The organism is Marivirga salinae (assembly GCF_030503855.1).
Lineage (GTDB): Bacteria > Bacteroidota > Bacteroidia > Cytophagales > Cyclobacteriaceae > Marivirga > Marivirga salinarum.
The window spans coordinates 1,045,107-1,062,687 of the sequence record NZ_CP129971.1; the positions used below are offsets into that span (position 1 = coordinate 1,045,107).

Here is a 17,581-nt window from a genome sequence, read left to right on the forward strand (position 1 = left end):
TATAGGTTAATTAGAAGGTAAAAAACTTAATAAAAAAATTATCTTTATTAATAAAATGTTTACCTTTGCCCCCAAATTAAGGCTATCGAAAGAAGTAGAATGATCAATCCAACTATAATGAGAAACACATTGTTGTTCGCACTTTTAATATCGCTAATTAACGTTAATACGTTATTTGCGGTTGCAGGAGGTTCAGAAGAAGGTGGGCAAGTCGACACCAAAGAAGAGATAAACGAATATATTCAGCATCACTTACAAGATTCACATGACTTCGTTTTTTGGACTAACGGTAAAACTGGAGCTCATTATGGATTCCCTTTACCCGTTATTTTATGGTCTGATGGATTGCATGTTTTTTCATCTTCAAGATTTGACCATGGCCATGATGTAGCGGAATCAAACGGAAAACATTTCGCACTTTATCACAGCAAAGTTTATGAAACTAATGCTGATGGTGATATCGAATTAGATGAAGCAGGTCATCCTACTAATCCTAAGCCATTAGATCTTTCAATCACTAAAAATGTGGTAGGGATGTTATTAGCGTCTTTATTATTGTTTTTAGGATTTAATTCATTAGCTAGAAGTTATAAAACAAGATCTATTCCTAAAGGAATTGGTAGAATATTAGAGCCATTAGTAATATATGTTAGAGATGAGATTGCTCGTCCTAATATTGGTCCTAAATATGAGAAATACATGTTCTATCTTTTAACTGTATTTTTTTATATCTGGATTTTAAATATGTTGGGTTTAACTCCACTTGGGTTTAACGTTACAGGTAATATCGCTATCACTGTTGGTTTAGCTTTAATTACTTTCTTAGTAGTGCAGTTTAGTGGAAATAAAAATTATTGGAAACACATTTTTTGGATGCCAGGTGTTCCAATTCCAATGAAAATAATCTTAATGCCAATTGAGGTATTAGGTATGTTCACAAAGCCTTTTGCTTTATTGATTCGTTTGTTTGCTAACATTACTGCTGGTCACTTCGTAGTTATGAGCTTAATTGCTTTAATGATTACTATGAAATCAGCTTTTGGTTTGGTAGCCTCAACGGGTATGGCATTTGCATTAGCGTTTTTTATTACAATAATTGAATTACTAGTTGCTTTCTTGCAAGCTTATATCTTTACAATGCTTTCTGCATTGTTTATCGGTATGGCAGTGGAAGAAGAGCATCATTAATAAATAAGTATTTTTGTTTAATTTAATATAAATCAAATCTCATGTACAATTTAATTGGAGCAGGATTAATCGTAATCGGTGGTGGAATTGGCTTAGGTCAAATTGGTGGAAAAGCAATGGAAGGTATTGCTAGACAGCCAGAAGCATCAGGTAAAATTCAAACCGCTATGATTATCATCGGTGCATTATTGGAAGGTTTAGCATTTGGTGCTTTAATCTTAGGTCAATAATCTATACCGAAGGAAAAAACAAATGTTGTTTGCAGCGCTAGGCTGTAAACAGCATTTTTTAAAAACATTTAATTAAACACAAGAATGGAACAATTAGTAAATGATTTTTCTCCAGGGTTGTTTTTCATGCAACTCTTCATTTTTGCTATTCTTTTATTGCTTTTATCAAAGTTTGCTTGGAAGCCAATTTTGAACTCATTGAAAGCAAGAGAAGGCAGTATTGCAGATGCATTGCAATCAGCTGAAAATGCTAAAGAGGAAATGGCAAAATTGCAGGCTGACAATCAAAAATTATTGCAAGAAGCAAGATTAGAGAGAGATAAGCTGCTAAAAGAAGCAACTGACATTGCTAATAAAATTAAAGAAGAAGCTAAATCTGATGCTGCTAAACAAGCAGATAGAATGATTTCTGATGCTAAAAATGCAATTGAAGTAGAGAAGAATGCAGCCTTGAAAGAGGTGACTACTAAAGTTGCTGAGCTTTCATTGGAAATTGCAGAAAAGCTTATTCGTAAAAACCTATCTGATGATAAAGCACAAAAAGCTTTAGCGGAAGATTTTATGAAAGATTTAAAACTCAATTAATCTGATCAAATGTCAGAATATAGAATTGCATCCCGATATTCCAAATCCTTAATTGATCTTGCGGTTGAAAAAAATCAGCTAGAAGACATCAAAGCGGATATGGAACTTTTTTCTAAAGTCTGTAATGAAAATAGAGACTTTGTACTTATGCTGAATAATCCGATTTTGGAGAGCTTGAGAAAAGCAGCCATAATCAAGAAAGTATTCAAAGGCAAAGTGCAAGAAATGACTTCTTTGTTTTTTGATATAGTATCAAGAAAGCATAGAGAGTCTGTTTTGCCAGAAATGGCAAAAGTTTTCAAGCAGCTTTATAATGAACACAAAGGGATAATTGCTGCTGAAGTAACAACTACATTTAAATTGGATGATAGTTTACGTTCAGAAGTGATCAAAATTGTAAAAGAGATTTCCAATAAGGAAGTTGAATTAAACGAAAAAGTTGATGAGGCTTTGATTGGTGGCTTTTTAATCCGAGTGGGTGATAAGCAAATCGATGAAACTATTCAAAGCAAATTAAATGATTTAAGACGGGAATTAACCCAGAATCAATATATCAAGCAGATTTAAAAAATTAATTAACCTATAATAACAGAATAATGGCAGAGGTTAGACCAGACGAGGTTTCAGCAATATTAAGAGAACAACTTTCTGGCTTCAAAACAGAAGCAGAATTAGAAGAAGTTGGTACCGTCCTTCAAGTTGGTGATGGTGTGGCACGTATTTACGGCTTAACACAAGCCCAATCAGGTGAGTTGTTAGAATTTGAAAACGGCTTACAAGCATTGGTATTAAACTTGGAAGAGGATAACGTTGGAGCTGTATTGTTCGGTAGTTCCCAAGGAATTAAAGAAGGGGATGCTGTAAAAAGAACAGGAAAAATTGCTTCCATTAAAGTGGGTGATGGTATCGCAGGTAGAGTTGTAGATACACTAGGTCAACCAATTGATGGAAAAGGCCCTATCGAAGGAGAGCTTTTCGATATGCCTTTGGAGCGTAAAGCACCAGGTGTAATTTTCCGTGAGCCTGTAAGTGAGCCTTTACAAACAGGTATTAAATCTATTGATGCGATGATTCCTGTTGGTAGGGGTCAGCGTGAGTTGATTATTGGTGACCGTCAGACAGGTAAAACTGCTGTGGCGATTGATGCCATCATCAACCAAAAAGAATTTTATGATGCTGGTAACCCAGTTTATTGTATATATGTAGCTATCGGACAGAAAGCTTCTACAGTGGCACAAATTGTGGCTGAGTTAGAAAAAGCTGGGGCAATGGCTTATACTACTATTGTTTCTGCTTCTGCAGCTGATCCAGCTCCTTTACAGTTCTTTGCTCCTTTCGCAGGTGCAGCTATCGGTGAGTATTTCAGAGATACAGGCCGTCCAGGATTGGTTGTTTATGATGATTTATCAAAACAAGCGGTTGCTTATCGTGAGGTTTCTTTGTTATTAAGAAGACCTCCAGGACGTGAAGCTTATCCTGGTGATGTATTCTACTTACACTCTCGTTTATTAGAGAGAGCAGCAAAAGTGATCAATGATGATACTATTGCTCAAGATATGAATGACTTACCTCCTTCATTGAAAGGTAAAGTAAAAGGTGGTGGTTCATTAACAGCACTTCCAATTATTGAAACTCAAGCAGGTGACGTTTCAGCTTATATCCCAACCAACGTAATTTCAATTACGGATGGTCAGATATTCTTGGAAACTAACTTGTTTAACTCTGGTATCAGACCAGCAATTAACGTAGGTATTTCTGTATCTCGTGTGGGTGGTAATGCTCAGATTAAATCAATGAAGAAAGTATCGGGTACCTTGAAATTGGATCAAGCACAGTTCCGTGAATTAGAGGCTTTCTCTAAATTTGGTTCTGATTTAGATCCTGCTACTAAAAAGATTATCGAAAGAGGTAAGCGTAATCAGGAAATCTTGAAGCAAGGGCAATACTCTCCAGTTTCTGTTGAGCAGCAAGTGTCTATCATTATTGCTTCAACTAAAGGGTTCTTGGATAAAGTTCCAGTTGATAAGGTTCGTGCTTTTGAGAAAGAATTTTCAATGATGATGGAGAATCAAGAAAGAGAAACTCTTGATGCATTCAAAGCAGGTAAAATTAATGATGACTTAATCGCAGTAGTGAAGAAAGTAGCTGACGATTTATCATCTAAATACTAATATTTAGAGGAGCTTTTTAGAAGCTCCTTTCTACATTTTAAGATTAACATTTTCCCTTTTTAATTAAAGGTCTAAATAGATATAAGGCTGTATGGCAAATCTGAAGGAAGTAAAAAATAGGATTAGTTCAGTTGTTTCAACACAACAAATTACCAAGGCCATGAAAATGGTGGCGGCTGCGAAGTTGAAGCGTGCTCAGGACAGAATCACCATGATGCGTCCTTATTCCCAAAAATTATCCACTATTTTACAAAACGTAAGTGGTGGTGGTGAGGAAATGAACAATCCTTACGCAAAAGAAAGGCCAGTTGAAAATATTTTATTGATTTTGGTTACTTCTGATAAAGGACTTTGTGGTGCTTTTAATAGTATGGTGACTCGTAAAGTTACCAGCTTAATAGCAGGTGAATATCAGTCAATTGCCGAAAAAGGTAATTTGCATTTTATGACGATTGGAAAGAAGTCTTCAGATTACTTAAAAAGGAATAAGCTTCCTTTTAATGCTGATTACATGGATTTATTCAATAGATTAAATTTCGAAGATGTAAGTGAAGCAGCTCAGTTTGTAATGGATGAGTTTGAGAAAGGCACTTATGATAAAGTAGAAATCATTTATAATGAGTTCAAAAATGCAGCCACTCAAGTTTTAAATCAAGAGCAATTCTTACCAATTGCTAAAGCAGATGATGCTGAAGGAGCTAATACTGATCATGGTTATTCTTTTGAGCCATCTAGAGATTATATTGAGAAGGAATTAATACCTACTTCATTGAAAACGCAATTATTTAAAGCACTTTTAGATTCCAATGCTTCAGAGCATGGAGCTAGAATGACGGCTATGGATAAAGCGACTGAAAATGCTGGTGATCTATTGAAAGAATTGAGATTGACTTACAATAGAACTCGTCAAGCAGCCATTACGACAGAAATATTAGAAATTACAGCCGGAGCAGAAGCTTTAGCAGCTGAGTAATACATAATATACTTTATAAATTAGAAAGCCGAAAAATTAGTTTTTCGGCTTTTTTATTGATTTTAAATTAGTTTTTATGATTCTATAAGTATAACCTAGTGCTTATAAGTATATATTTAATGCTTCCAATTCACTTCTTGGCTATCTCTAACAGCACGCATAATATCTCGCTGACTTATTTGACCAATAAGCTTTCCTTCTTTTAAAACAGGAAATCTTCTAAACCTCATTCTTAAAAACATATTAGCAGCTTCAAAAATATTCGTTTCAGGTTCAATGTGAATTATATTTGTAGCCATATAATCTTTTACTAAGCCAGGAAGCTTAGGGGAGTTATTATATTTTCCTTTGACTATTTCCTTCAGGCAATCGCCTTCAGAGATTACACCTATTAAATTACTATCTTCATCTACCACAGGGCCACCTGAAATTTTCTTTTTCATCAAAATATCCATGGCTTCATAAATAGTTTGGTGCTCATTAAAAGTAATGAGATTTGTAGCCATATAGTCTTTTACTGATACACTGTTAGGCTCTTCTTGCTTGGGTTCTTTTTTGATGAATGCCCCTTGATAGCTTTTTACCATGATTGAAAAATAGTTTAGTGTTGTATAATATACACTTTTATTAATTCAAATCAAATTTAATTAACTACAAATCAGTAATTTGCTTAGTTGCTTAAGGTAATAAGCCTATCTTTAAACTCAACAGATTTGAATCCAAAAGTATCTTTAATCCAATCAAAAGTTGTTTTTTGATATAAGAAGACATGGGTAGGATCATTTTTGTAATACCAATCCTGAAAATCTATCTCTTCTCTGTAAAGATCAGTCATGATATAGAGTATTCCATTTGGTTTTAATAATGATTTTAATTTTTCAAACTCTAATTTGGGTTTATGAAAATGCTCAACCACCTCGCAACAGGCAATATAGTCATAGGTTTCAGTTAGAATCTCTGGTCTATTATCAAAGTAAGGATCATAAGTTTCGAGGCTATATCCTTGCTCTTTTAAAACTACAGTAATCACAGGACCTGTTCCTGATCCAAAATCTAATCCTTGATGGTTTTTATTAAAATCCTTAAGAATACCATTTGTTATTGGTTTAACAAACTTTCTGTATCTTGGATCATTTACATCGTTGTTATGGGTGGAATAACGGTCAATTTCAATACTATCATCTGGTAAAAATTGCTCAGACATGAATATTCCAAAGCAGTTTGGACACTTTAAATAGTACCTTTCTTCATTGATGTGAACTATAGGACTTAATGTGTTGCATAAGCTGCAATTTTCTTTTTCATGCATCATATTTTAGTCATTCCTTTTTAAAAATTGCACTATTCTTTACATCAGCTCTTCCTTATTGTTGCAGAAGTATCTGTTTTTAATTTGGATGTAAGGTTAATTTATTCTAAACCCTATAAATATAATTAGAATTTAAGTTTTACTAATTATTTAAAATAATCTATGTAATTCTTTTTTTTGATACATATGTCTATGTTTGAATCAACTAAATAATTATTTTTATGACTGGATTTTCAACTTTTAATGTAAATCCAAAAATTACCGCTGATGCGACAGGAACCTACACTGATGATGGATGCGGAATCAAGACTTCTGATGGAGAACCATGTAATTGTACAAATAAGATTGTAATCCTAAGAAGTGATTGTTAACCAGTTTTTTATAGGAAGCTATAATTGTATAGTTTTCTTTTTTTATATTTTTAATAATTATTTCTTTCATATGAAATCATCTTTTCTAATATTTTTAATAATTATATTTTTCATTTTTGGTTGTGAAAAGCAATCATCTGAAAATGAAAAAGCTAAAAACATAGACCAACGGAGCCTAATATTTAATTCCTCCGTATCCTCATATACAGTGGATTCATTTAAGATTGAGCTTGGATCAACCACTCCTATAAAGTCTCCAAATATCCAGTACCTGGAAGAAATGAATCAATTGGCCATGATGAATGCTTCCATGAATGAGATAAATATCTATGATTTGGAGACTTCTCAATTAAGTAACAAAATTAAGTTAGAAGAAGATGGCCCCAATGGTGTAGGAAAAGTTAGAATGTTTAAATTTTATGAAGATAAACTTTATGTATTGAATTCTAATTAATTCAAATTTTATGAATTAGATCTCTCCGGAAATGTAATTAAAAAATATGATTTGAATCGAGATAATGCACCTAAACCAAAAGCAACAACCTGGCAACCTATCATCATTGATTGGCCTTTTGCTTATATGGCCAGCACTCCTTACAGAGATTATAATTCCAAATCATTTTATGAGGCAAATGACTTAATGACTAGATTAAATCTTGAGACAGAAGAAATTGCTTATTCAGTTAGTTATCCTGAGGCTATAAAAGGGAAACTTTGGGGACCGAATTTATCCGACAAATTTTATACTTATAACTCAAATCAAAAGAAATTTGTAATTAGTTGGCCACCCATTGCAGATTTATCTGTTGGTGATTTTAATGATATGGAACTTGTTTCTGCCCCCAGTAAATTTAATATTAAGCCAGAACCAGTAGATGAAGTACCAAGAGATTTTCACAAAAGCCATGCAATATTTACTACTAATCCACAATATGGCAGGATTTATTATAATAAATATAAAAACGAATATTACCGAATTGTAGAACAAAGAGTCCCAGAAAAATATATAGATAGTCAAGATTATGATAAGAAGAACTTAAAACCATTTTCCTTAATGGTTTTAGACTCAGATTTTAATGTAAAAAGCGAGATCGAATTTCCACATTTGAAATATTATCATTTTATGGTATTCATAACAAAAGAAGGTTTGTATATGGCAAAAATTCCTGAAAATGAAGATGAGTTAGTTTTTGATTGTTTCCAATTTGATGATAATGAGAAAGTTTGATTTAATTCCTTTTTACAAATTGCACCACTCTTTCCATTAGTTCTTCCTTATCGTTCCAGAAGTTTCGGCTTTTGATTTGAATGTAGGGCCAATTCATTTTGGATAATAGAAAAGGGGTATAAGCAAATATATCCTTCACCGATGGATTGTCATAAAACAGATTATCGTCAGAAAGCAATAAGCCTTTGTATTGATCACTGTCTTTAAAGCTTAAATCAGCAAAAGGCAATTCTTCCTCTGCTTTAATGCTTTTTACAGATTCTTCTAGCTCTTCCCTTACTTTGGTTTTTAGGAACCAGCTGCTTTGAAATTTATCAGATGGTTTTGGTTTCGGCTTGAAATTTCCTTTTGAAACATCCAATGCATATTGTAAATAAGCTTTCAATAATTTAGGGCCATTATTTTTAGCATCTTCTACTTTTAATTGATCAGGATAAAGGCTGCTTATGATTACTACCTTCTCACGAGCTCTAGTGATGGCTACATTCAATCTATTTTCTCCTTTTGGGGCATTGATACTCCCAAATTGCATTTTAAGTCTGCCAGACTTATCGGGAGCATATCCTGTGCTGAAAATAATAACATCCTTTTCGTCACCTTGAACATTCTCTATATTTTTAACGAAAAATTTATCAGGCAAAGTGATGTTTCCAAGGGCAATTTGATCTTCCAAAATATCCCAAATCAACCCCTGTTGAGGAGCATTGAAAGTCACTACACCTATTTCTTTTTCTGGCTCATTATGCAGATATTCTTTAATTAAATCTACCACATTGAGCGCTTCAATTTCATTAGAGTTTTGCTCCCAAATTCCATCCACTTTTATATAATCAATGCCAGGGTCTGCATTATTGATGTAATTAAAATCAGGTAATAATCTCAATCTATCTTTATAGAAATGATGATTGGAAAATTCTATCAAGTCTAATGATTTACTTCTATAATGGCCGGCCAACTGAAGGTTCATTACATATTTGTTGGCTAAATCGAGTAAGGAATCAATTTCTAAATCAGGATGATCCACTTCCTCTTCCTCCCACCTCACTTTGTAGAGATCATTTGGACTTAGTTGCTTATCATCACCAGCTACCACAACTTGCCTGCCTCTGTACATGGCAGGAATTCCTTTTTCTACAAAACATTGAGAAGCTTCATCAAAAATGACTAAATCGAATATTTCTTCCATAGGGAAAATAGCAGAAACAGATTCAGGACTTGCCATCCAGCAAGGAATAAGATCAAAAAGTTCATCTTGAAATTCTTGAATCACCTTTCTTATAGGCCAAATCTGACGCTTTTTGGTCACCTGATGACTTAAATCTCGATAAGAAATCCTGTTGTTAAGGCGATTATATTCAACATTTTCAAAAGTTCGTTCCCGCACTTTTAAATTGAGGATTTCAGAACTTAATTCTAGCTTCTTTTCAATCGAATATTGTAATTCGTTAGTTTGTTTATCAAATTTCCGAGTAGAGACCTCTCTCAATATCGGATGTTTAGTTTCAATATGATTAATCCATTCTAAATAGATGCTGTTGAGAAAAATAGGTTTAATATTGGTATGGTCAATGGTAGTGTCACTCTCATTGAGAAGTTTTACCACCTCTTTTTCATGGTTTTCTAAGCTATCGTAAAACTGATCAAAATGAACAAGCTCATCAAAATATCTTTGAAAGGTTTTAATGTAGCTTTCAGGCAATCTCTCTTGCTCTAATTGGTCAATTTGAGTTCTGGTCAGGTATTTTTTCCATTTATTTTTCTCTTCAATAGTATCCTCTGCAAGTTGAATAATAGCCTTTATTTTAGATAAGAATTCTGCAAGAGTTTTACCCTCAATTAAAGAGAATGCCTTAAAATTTGTGAAAGAGCTAATAATTTCCTTTGCATTAATTGCACGTTCTTGCTCTTGAAACCAATGATTTAACTCAATTTGATTTTTTGTTTTAGGAATATCTTTTAGCCAAGTCTGTTTTTTGAGCTTGGTCATATTGTGCTCAAAATTTAGACGGTTATCTAATCGTTTTTCTAATTCTTTTACGCCTGTGCCATTCACAGTCAAATTATTGGCTACTAACACCTTTTTCAAAAAGTATTTCTCTTTTGAAAAAAGCAGCCAATGAATCCATTTGGTGGGTCTTTTTCGAGATTGTCTTCTTAAATGAATTACCTTTTGAAGTGTACCTAAGTCTTTAGAGGGCAAACTATTTTCAATTCCCCCATCTTTAAAACAATCGTTTATTACTCTTTGGACATTACTCAACCATAATGCATTTGTATTGTCGCCAGAATAGTTAAACATATACAACAAATACTGATAGGAGTCAGTATTTAATAATTCTTCCAATGAGAATAATTTATTTCGATGTTCCACAACATCTTCAAATTCTTTCAATGACATAGGAGAGCCTACTAATTTCTTAGAGTTTACAGCAGTTTCCTGAAAGTAGGAAGGTATTTTCTCCAGTAGTTTTATGATTTCCGTTTTGTCATTCAGTCCAAAATCTTTGAAGTTCACTCTATCTTGCCAAATGAAATCATCTTTACTGAAATCATCCACATAAGTTTGAAAATGGACTAATTTATTGGCGAATTCCTCAATCTCTTTTTTATGGAAATGTCGGTGTATTTGTTTTAAATTGATTTTTATTTGATTGAAATCACAATTCAGATACAGTTCCTTAGCGGAAATTCCACATTCTGATTCATCAAATAACGCTAATCTATAATCTTCTTTTTCTTCTACTATCTGATCTATAATTCTACTCGATTTAAGAAATTCTCTTTGAATTTGAACAGAATCTAATCCGTTGTTTTTAGCTTCATATTCTTCCAGTCTTTCAATCTGACTTTCAATTTGCTCAAAAATTGCTTTTCGGTCATTTTTGAAATCATGCACTAGCCCTATGAAGGGTTGAATGTCAATAGATTTCATTCTGTCATAAATAACATCCAATGCAGCTCTTTTTTGACAAACCACCAAAACCTTCTTTCCCCTGGCAATAAAATCAGTCACCAAATTGCTGATAAGCTGGGATTTTCCAGTTCCAGGAGGTCCTTGAACCACTAATGAATTTCCTTTTTTTACGGCCTTTAGAGCATTTTCTTGATAGGCATCCATTGGGAATACCGTGAAGGTTTCTTCCTCCTTTACACTCTCAATAAAGCGATATCGCTGTTTGTAATCTGTTGGGTCTTCTGTTTGTTTATCAGGATTTCTGCTCAAAAAGAATTCCTCTATATCTTGTACTTCTTGGTCTTTTTCAAGTAAGTAAGAATAGTCAGGAACTAAGTATGAACCACTTTGCGGGAAAATTCCAAGAACAGCTTCAGGGTAGAGTTTTAATTCACCTTCTTTTTCATTTTCCTCAAAATCTGGTTTCTTGAAATTTTTAAATGAACGTAGAACATCCATGAAATTATCCTGATTGAAATTTATATCAATCGGACTTTCTTTAAAAATTTGATAAAGATCAGTTCTAAATACCCGGCTATCCGGATCATAAATTTCAAATACTTTTTCAATTAATTCATCGCTGATTTTTATTCCGTGGTAATGTGCATAAGCAAGAAGAAAAGATTTATTGAAGGTGATGTTTACATCTTCTCTTAACTCCATCACCCATTGATCATTCACTTCTTTTATTTCAATAGGGAAAAATATAAGTGGGCAGCGAACTGAAGTTCCGCCTTGAAATTTACCTCTTACGAATGGCCATCCAACATATAAATCTTTTGCGCCTCTTTCGTCATAAATGAATTTTTCTATCCTTTTTAATTTTTTCAATTTCTGGCTCATGATGTTGTTTTGCTCGAGCCGAGGATCAGAAATGGCAGCTAATGGGATATGCTTTTTTCTAGCTATTAAATCTTCTATAAGCGAAAATGAACTCTTGTTGAGTAAGAAATCAAAATCATGCAAATCTAAGGTTTGATCTGAAATCAAACGAAGAAGCATTAATGATCGATTACTTCCTGAAAGATTAGTGAGCCGTTTTAAATAGTGCCTTAGTATATCGTGCATGAAAAAATAATTAGCAAGAAATCAATTTAAGAAATTATTATCTTAATTATAAATCTTTAAATATTGCTTAATCAAATGAGATATAGGGATTAACTTTTTTGACCCAGCTGCTATCTAAAATTTTAATAGCTAAAAGGTCTTTTATTGAGTTAAATTCCCCATGTTGTTTTCTGTAATTGATTATTAAGTTTGCTTCTTTGTAGGAAATATACGGATGTTGTACTAAACTGTCCACATTAAGTTGATTAACTTTTAATTGTTTTAATTTTAATTCATCTTCAACAAAAACATATTTTTCTAAGGAATCTATATTCTCTTGCTTTAAACCATAAACTTCTTTAAGCTGATAAAGTGAATGAAAACCTCCTAAATATGCTCTATATTTAATAATCCTACTAGAATACGCTGGCCCAATTCCGTATATTTTTTGTAATTGTAAACTATCGGCTTTATTGAGATCAAAGCGAGTCAATTTTTCATTTTTAAATGTTGTGTGCGTAGTTTTCTTCTTCTTAATTTGGTAAGTGTTGCTACTTTCCTTTGCTAAATCAACATCAGGCTCTTTCTGTAATTTTGTTACTCTGATATAAGGATGGATTTCATGGTAGAAAGCACTGTCCATACCATAAATTTTGAGTAATTCTTTTTTAGATTCAAAAGGCTTTACTTTTTCTCTGTATTTCACGATTCTTTCAGCAAGAAATTCCGGAAAGCCTGATTGAATCAATTGCTTAGAATTGGATTTATTAAGGTCAAAGGTCTGATAACTCCTTTCTTCAGCTATTTCTCTTTCGATTTCAACTTTATCTTTTAACTCTAAAAGTAAAGAATTAAGATATGCCTTATCATTTTGAGATTGTAATGGTTTTTTGTAAAAGGAGTATATTTTTTTAGAAAAAAAGGGCATTGAAAGTATGGCGACCATCAAAATTAAGAGGACAATAAAACCATTGGTTTCAGTTCTTGAAAAGCCGAAAAAATTACGAAGCCAAATTCTTATTTTTTGCTTCATTGCTTAAGTAAGGTTTTAGTTCAGTACTAAAGTAAGGAAGCAAATTTAATTCTACAATTTTTATTGAGGGTCTAATTTTATTTCTTCAAAAACATCCCAAGATTTTCCATTATGCTTAAATACAGTAATAGAATCAGCTAAGAAATTTTCTTTAAAAGTTCTGTTTTTCACATCATCCCAAATTTTATGAAAAGTAGGTTTTTTCAAATCACGAAAGGCAACAGTTATGTGAGGAGTAAAGCCATTATTTTTGTGAGTGCCGTTAAAGACCTGAAATCTTTTCATAAAGCGCTCGACAGATTTTTGCAATAAATCTAGTTCCTCATTTTCATCTACTTTAATAAATATCACACGTGGCTCAAATTTTCCAAAATCATTTAATTTCAGTTCAATTGGCTTCTGTTTTATTAAAATCTTTTTTAATTCATGAATAAAATCCTTTTCGCTATTTACTGATAAATTAAAAGGCATTTGTAGTGTAATATGTGCTTTTGAACGAAATGCTCCTTCAATTCCATGTTTTTGACGAAACTCCTCTTTTATTCTTTGAATCTTCTTCTCAAGCGGATGAGGAGGGCCAATTCCAATAAAAAACATAGATTTTTCCATATATTTTAACTACTACAATTTATTAAAATCCTTCAATTTTCAATAGATTTGACACAAAATTAGTAAATATGAAAAAAATCATTCGTAAATCAATCCTTCTTTTTGGCATATTAATAAGTGTGCTTATTGGAGGCTGCTATTCGGAACTCGGAAATTTGGAGTTTGGAGATTTGCAGTGGAGCCCAGAATTAGGGGTGCCATTAGTTGATTCTAAATTTACGCTTGTAGATATTTTAGAAGCTAATGCTAATGACATTGAGGTTACTACTAACACTGATGATGTTATAGTTATTTCAATCTCAGATGATAGCTTATTTAGCCAATTTGCTACTGAGTATTTTTCCTTAAGTGACCAAACCCTGAATGTGCCTCCAATATTGTTGACTCAAGAAGAAATAAATGAGTTCAATGCTAGTGGTCAGGTAACTGTAACCAGAGAAGAAATGGTTGATTATCCTAATGAAGGTAATTTGGATAGAATTTTAATTGATCAAGGGTTTGTTCAAACTCAAGTAACTGAAAATTTTCCTGTAAATCTTGATTTGTCTTTCAGTTTGGATGACCCGAATAATATTTCGATTCTTAATTATAATAAGTTTTTTGGTTTTAACGGTGATAGCAATGATCAATCTACTGATCAGTTCAATAATATAGGTTTTACTTTTATTGCAGACCCCAATTTAAGACAAGTAAAAGTTTCCTTTGATATTATTCTTACTAGACAAGAGGGAGGTTAAGATTTAGTCTTTGGTGAGAATAGTATAGACATAGAATTAGGAGTTGAAGATTTAGAATTTGGAGCTCTATATGGTGATCTAAGTCCAAAAGATATTAGCATAGCAGAAAATACTATTAGAACCGATGCTTTTAGTCAGAATGCGTTGTTAGATGAAATTGACTTTTATTTTGATGATCCTCAATTCAGAATAATTTTCACCAATTCAATGGGTTTGCCAGTTCTTTTTAATGTCAATAATTTTACGACCTACAAAGATGGACAAGAAACAGATGACCCTATTAATAACGCAATTGAATTAGAAGCCGCACCAGAAGGTTCTACAATTACATCAGGAGCTAATTTTGATAATATCTTTAAAAATATTATCAATAATGTACCGGATTCTGTTTCTCTACAAGTTGATGGATTTTTAGATCCTGATAATAATACCACGGATAATTACGTAACTAAAGATTCTTATATTCAAGGAGGCTATGAAGTTAACTTGCCTCTAAAATTTAGCTTAAGTGGATTAGAAATTAATCAAACCATTTCCTTAGACGGAATTGACCCCCAAGAATTGCAATATGCTTTGTTCAAGTTTACTTCTGAAAATTCATTACCGATTGATCTCAATTTTAAAGCAGATCTTTTAGAGGAAGATAGTACTGTTGTAATGAATTTATTTGACGGCAAGTTTCTAGCGGCAGGCACAGTAAGCCAACCAGAATCTTCAAGAAGTATCATCAGACTTGAGGATAATCCAGAGACTAACAATGCCAACGAGCTAGAGGATTTAAAAAATGTTAGAAGGATTGGGATTAGAGCTACTTTATCTACAACTAATAATGGCAGTGAAGTGGTTGAAATTAAATCTGATGCTTCAGTACAGTTTAATTTGGCAGTTCAGGCGAAATATAATGTGAATTTAGAATTGGATTAACTATGAAAAAAATCAATTATATAGCATTAATCATTTTTGTGTTTTTGAATTCTAGTATAGCGCTAGCACAATCAGATATGATTGGATATGGTTTGAACAAAACCTTACCACAAGCCAATAATTTAAATCCTGCGATGCTGCCTGATTATAAATTCTCTTTTGGTTTACCCGGCATTTCAGGAGTTCATTCCAGTACAGGTCAAAATTTTACAAATTTGGATTTACTTACTTCAGTCGATGAAAATGGAAATATCAATACATCTGATATTTTTAATAAAATGAGGAGAAACAATCGAGTGACCTCAGATAATACAGTGAGTATTTTACATTTAGGGATTCGAGGTTTAACAAGTTATACTGCTTTTAGTATAAACACGAAAGCCTTTGCAAGAGTGAGTTTGCCTAAAGAACTTTTTGCCTTTGCACTTTATGGTAATGCTTCAGATAAATTGGATGATGGGCTATTAGATTTTAGCAGAGGCTCTATTAAAACTATGGCATATACTGAAATAGGGATTTCTCATGGAAGAGAGATTTTAGCAGGAAAAATGACTGTTGGAGCAAGGGTTAAATATTTGATTGGCCATGCCTATGCAGATGTCAAATCCTTGGATGCCAATTTAAGAACTTATGGAAATGATGAGTTCAGAGGAGATTCAATTAAAATGAATGTAAATCAATTTGACGTTCGTACTGCAGGTGTTGCTGGGGATTTAATTAATGGAAATGAAGATGTCAGAGGTTCTGCCCTTTCAAATGGTGGCTTTGGTTTAGATTTAGGCGCTACCTATGAATATAGCAAAAAGATAAAGTTTTTTGCTAGTTTGAATGACTTAGGATTTATTAAATGGAACGAACAGTATACAAACAAACAAACTGTTCCATCATTTCAATATAAATTTAGTGGAGCAGATGTGGTAGAATTAATTAATGGGGAGGATTTATCTGTTGTTAATGATTTTGATAGTGTGATTTCTGATTTGGAAATAAAAGAAACAAAGAATGAATCTTTTAGCACATCCTTAACAGGGAAACTTTATGCTGGCGCTTCTTATCAATTGACTAGAAGACAAACCGCATCAGCTATTTTGTATTCAGAATTTTATAGAGGGGCATTAATTCCAGCTTTTACTGCCATGTACAATTTCCAAGGTGGAACGTTTTTTAACTTCGCATTTTCTGCTACTATGATGAATGGTAGGGTCAATAACCTTGGTACTGGATTTACTTTAAACTTAATTCCTTTTCAATTAGTGTTAGCAACCAATGATTTGTTGTCTATTGTAAATCCAATGAAAGGAAGAGCAGTGGATATTAGATTTGGAATAAATCATACTTTTGGTAACCTAAACAAAGGAAAATCAAGAGCTAAAAAGAATAGTAATAATACAATTGACACAATTGATTTAGGAATTGACTGATTTTTCAAAAAAAATCCCCTATTTTGAAGAAAATTTAAAAATAAAATATTTTTGAAATCTAAATATTCATATTATTAATGATAGATAACATAAAAGAAAACAAGATGGATTTAAATGTAAATTTCATCAAATCGGTATTAAGCCTTTTTTCTGAAATGCAAGGAAATGGGATCTCATTGGTTTATTTAGGAGAATTCAATCATGAAATCACAAAAATGTTTACTTCCATGGCAGAGTCTGACATGGAAAGGAAAAAGGAAGATAGATATGTGAAAAAGAGAGTTTACCATGTAATGGTAGAAACTCTTCAGAACATGAATAAGCACTCTGATGAAATAACAGATGCGCAAATTGGAAATGGATTATTTGTGATTGGTAATAAAGAAGATATCTATTATGTAATTACAAGTAATAAAGTTGCGAGAGATAAGGTTGAAGATTTGAGATCTGCTATTGATGAAGTAAATGCTGCTAGTGCAGATGAATTGAAGAAAATGTACATGCAACAAATCAAACACGGAAAGCTTTCAGATAAAGGAGGAGCTGGACTTGGATTGATTGACATTGCTAGAAAAACAGGTGAGAAATTGGTCTATAAGTTCTTGCCTATTGATGAGGAATTTGATCTTTTCATCTTAAAGGTGGAGATTAACGCTGATAAAATTAAAGACGTAAAAAGTAAGTAAGTAATTTTTACTTTATAACATACCAAGCCTTTTCAATATTGAGAAGGCTTTTTTTATGATCATCAATATTTTGAATTACAATTATTCTCAATCAAGAAATATTATATTTGCCTATC

General features: G+C 32.6%; 16 protein-coding genes and 1 pseudogene. 12 read left to right on the plus strand and 5 right to left on the minus strand.

The features are described 5' to 3' along the window. Window positions 1-117: 117 nt before the first annotated feature. From atpB to atpG, 6 genes are all read left to right on the plus strand, one after another. Entirely contained in the window at window positions 118-1,188 is a 1,071-nt protein-coding gene (gene atpB, locus QYS49_RS04470) for a F0F1 ATP synthase subunit A (RefSeq protein WP_308350491.1), read from the plus strand. A 41-nt stretch (window positions 1,189-1,229) separates the two neighbouring features. Continuing rightward, complete coding sequence (gene atpE / locus QYS49_RS04475) at window positions 1,230-1,418, plus strand: ATP synthase F0 subunit C (protein ID WP_013454689.1); 189 nt, start codon at window positions 1,230-1,232, stop codon at window positions 1,416-1,418. Between the two features lie 84 nt (window positions 1,419-1,502). Beyond that, window positions 1,503-2,003 (plus strand): F0F1 ATP synthase subunit B, encoded by a 501-nt coding sequence (locus tag QYS49_RS04480; RefSeq protein ID WP_308350493.1) that lies wholly within the window; start codon window positions 1,503-1,505, stop codon window positions 2,001-2,003. A gap of 9 nt (window positions 2,004-2,012) precedes the next feature. Then, window positions 2,013-2,570 (plus strand): ATP synthase F1 subunit delta, encoded by a 558-nt coding sequence (gene atpH / locus QYS49_RS04485; protein WP_308350494.1) that lies wholly within the window; start codon window positions 2,013-2,015, stop codon window positions 2,568-2,570. A gap of 29 nt (window positions 2,571-2,599) precedes the next feature. Beyond that, on the plus strand, window positions 2,600-4,174 hold the full coding sequence (atpA, locus tag QYS49_RS04490) for a F0F1 ATP synthase subunit alpha (RefSeq protein WP_308350495.1): 1,575 nt from the start codon (window positions 2,600-2,602) through the stop codon (window positions 4,172-4,174). Between the two features lie 91 nt (window positions 4,175-4,265). Further along, window positions 4,266-5,147, plus strand: coding sequence for an ATP synthase F1 subunit gamma (gene atpG, locus QYS49_RS04495; RefSeq protein WP_308350497.1), 882 nt, complete (start codon window positions 4,266-4,268; stop codon window positions 5,145-5,147). A gap of 116 nt (window positions 5,148-5,263) precedes the next feature. On the opposite strand, the gene QYS49_RS04500 is transcribed toward atpG, so the two are convergent. Both QYS49_RS04500 and QYS49_RS04505 read right to left on the minus strand, forming a co-directional pair. After that, window positions 5,264-5,734, minus strand: coding sequence for a CBS domain-containing protein (locus QYS49_RS04500; protein WP_308350498.1), 471 nt, complete (start codon window positions 5,732-5,734; stop codon window positions 5,264-5,266). An 83-nt stretch (window positions 5,735-5,817) separates the two neighbouring features. After that, window positions 5,818-6,351 carry a class I SAM-dependent methyltransferase gene (locus QYS49_RS04505; protein WP_308350499.1) on the minus strand — a complete coding sequence of 178 codons (534 nt, stop codon included), beginning with the start codon at window positions 6,349-6,351 and terminating at the stop codon, window positions 5,818-5,820. Window positions 6,352-6,677: 326 nt separating this feature from the next. Here QYS49_RS04505 and QYS49_RS04510 point away from each other — a divergent pair, with 326 nt between their 5' ends. Together QYS49_RS04510 and QYS49_RS04515 are read left to right on the plus strand one after the other, a co-directional pair. Continuing rightward, a complete protein-coding gene (locus QYS49_RS04510) occupies window positions 6,678-6,827 on the plus strand; it encodes a hypothetical protein (RefSeq protein ID WP_308350501.1) in 150 nt (49 codons plus the stop codon). A gap of 70 nt (window positions 6,828-6,897) precedes the next feature. Next, window positions 6,898-8,055 (plus strand): annotated as a pseudogene (locus QYS49_RS04515) (DUF4221 family protein). Between the two features lies 1 nt (window position 8,056). On the opposite strand, the gene QYS49_RS04520 reads toward QYS49_RS04515, so the two are convergent. From QYS49_RS04520 to QYS49_RS04530, 3 genes are all read right to left on the minus strand, one after another. Then, on the minus strand, window positions 8,057-12,076 hold the full coding sequence (locus QYS49_RS04520) for an AAA domain-containing protein (protein WP_308350502.1): 4,020 nt from the start codon (window positions 12,074-12,076) through the stop codon (window positions 8,057-8,059). 67 nt (window positions 12,077-12,143) lie between these two features. Beyond that, window positions 12,144-13,088, minus strand: coding sequence for a ComEA family DNA-binding protein (locus QYS49_RS04525; protein WP_308350503.1), 945 nt, complete (start codon window positions 13,086-13,088; stop codon window positions 12,144-12,146). Between the two features lie 60 nt (window positions 13,089-13,148). Continuing rightward, window positions 13,149-13,697 (minus strand): 2'-5' RNA ligase family protein, encoded by a 549-nt coding sequence (locus QYS49_RS04530; RefSeq protein WP_308350504.1) that lies wholly within the window; start codon window positions 13,695-13,697, stop codon window positions 13,149-13,151. Window positions 13,698-13,765: 68 nt separating this feature from the next. On the opposite strand from QYS49_RS04530, the gene QYS49_RS04535 reads away from it, so the two are divergent. The 4 genes from QYS49_RS04535 (at window position 13,766) to QYS49_RS04550 (ending at window position 17,465) form a co-directional block, all read left to right on the plus strand. After that, the gene (locus QYS49_RS04535) at window positions 13,766-14,434 is read left to right on the plus strand and encodes a hypothetical protein (RefSeq protein ID WP_308350506.1); all 669 of its coding nucleotides are present in this window, start codon (window positions 13,766-13,768) and stop codon (window positions 14,432-14,434) included. Window positions 14,435-14,578: 144 nt separating this feature from the next. Then, entirely contained in the window at window positions 14,579-15,358 is a 780-nt protein-coding gene (locus QYS49_RS04540; RefSeq protein ID WP_308350508.1) for a hypothetical protein, read from the plus strand. A 2-nt stretch (window positions 15,359-15,360) separates the two neighbouring features. Beyond that, complete coding sequence (locus tag QYS49_RS04545; RefSeq protein ID WP_308350509.1) at window positions 15,361-16,779, plus strand: DUF5723 family protein; 1,419 nt, start codon at window positions 15,361-15,363, stop codon at window positions 16,777-16,779. A 77-nt stretch (window positions 16,780-16,856) separates the two neighbouring features. Continuing rightward, the gene (locus tag QYS49_RS04550; protein WP_308350511.1) at window positions 16,857-17,465 is read left to right on the plus strand and encodes a SiaB family protein kinase; all 609 of its coding nucleotides are present in this window, start codon (window positions 16,857-16,859) and stop codon (window positions 17,463-17,465) included. Window positions 17,466-17,581 lie beyond the last annotated feature (116 nt).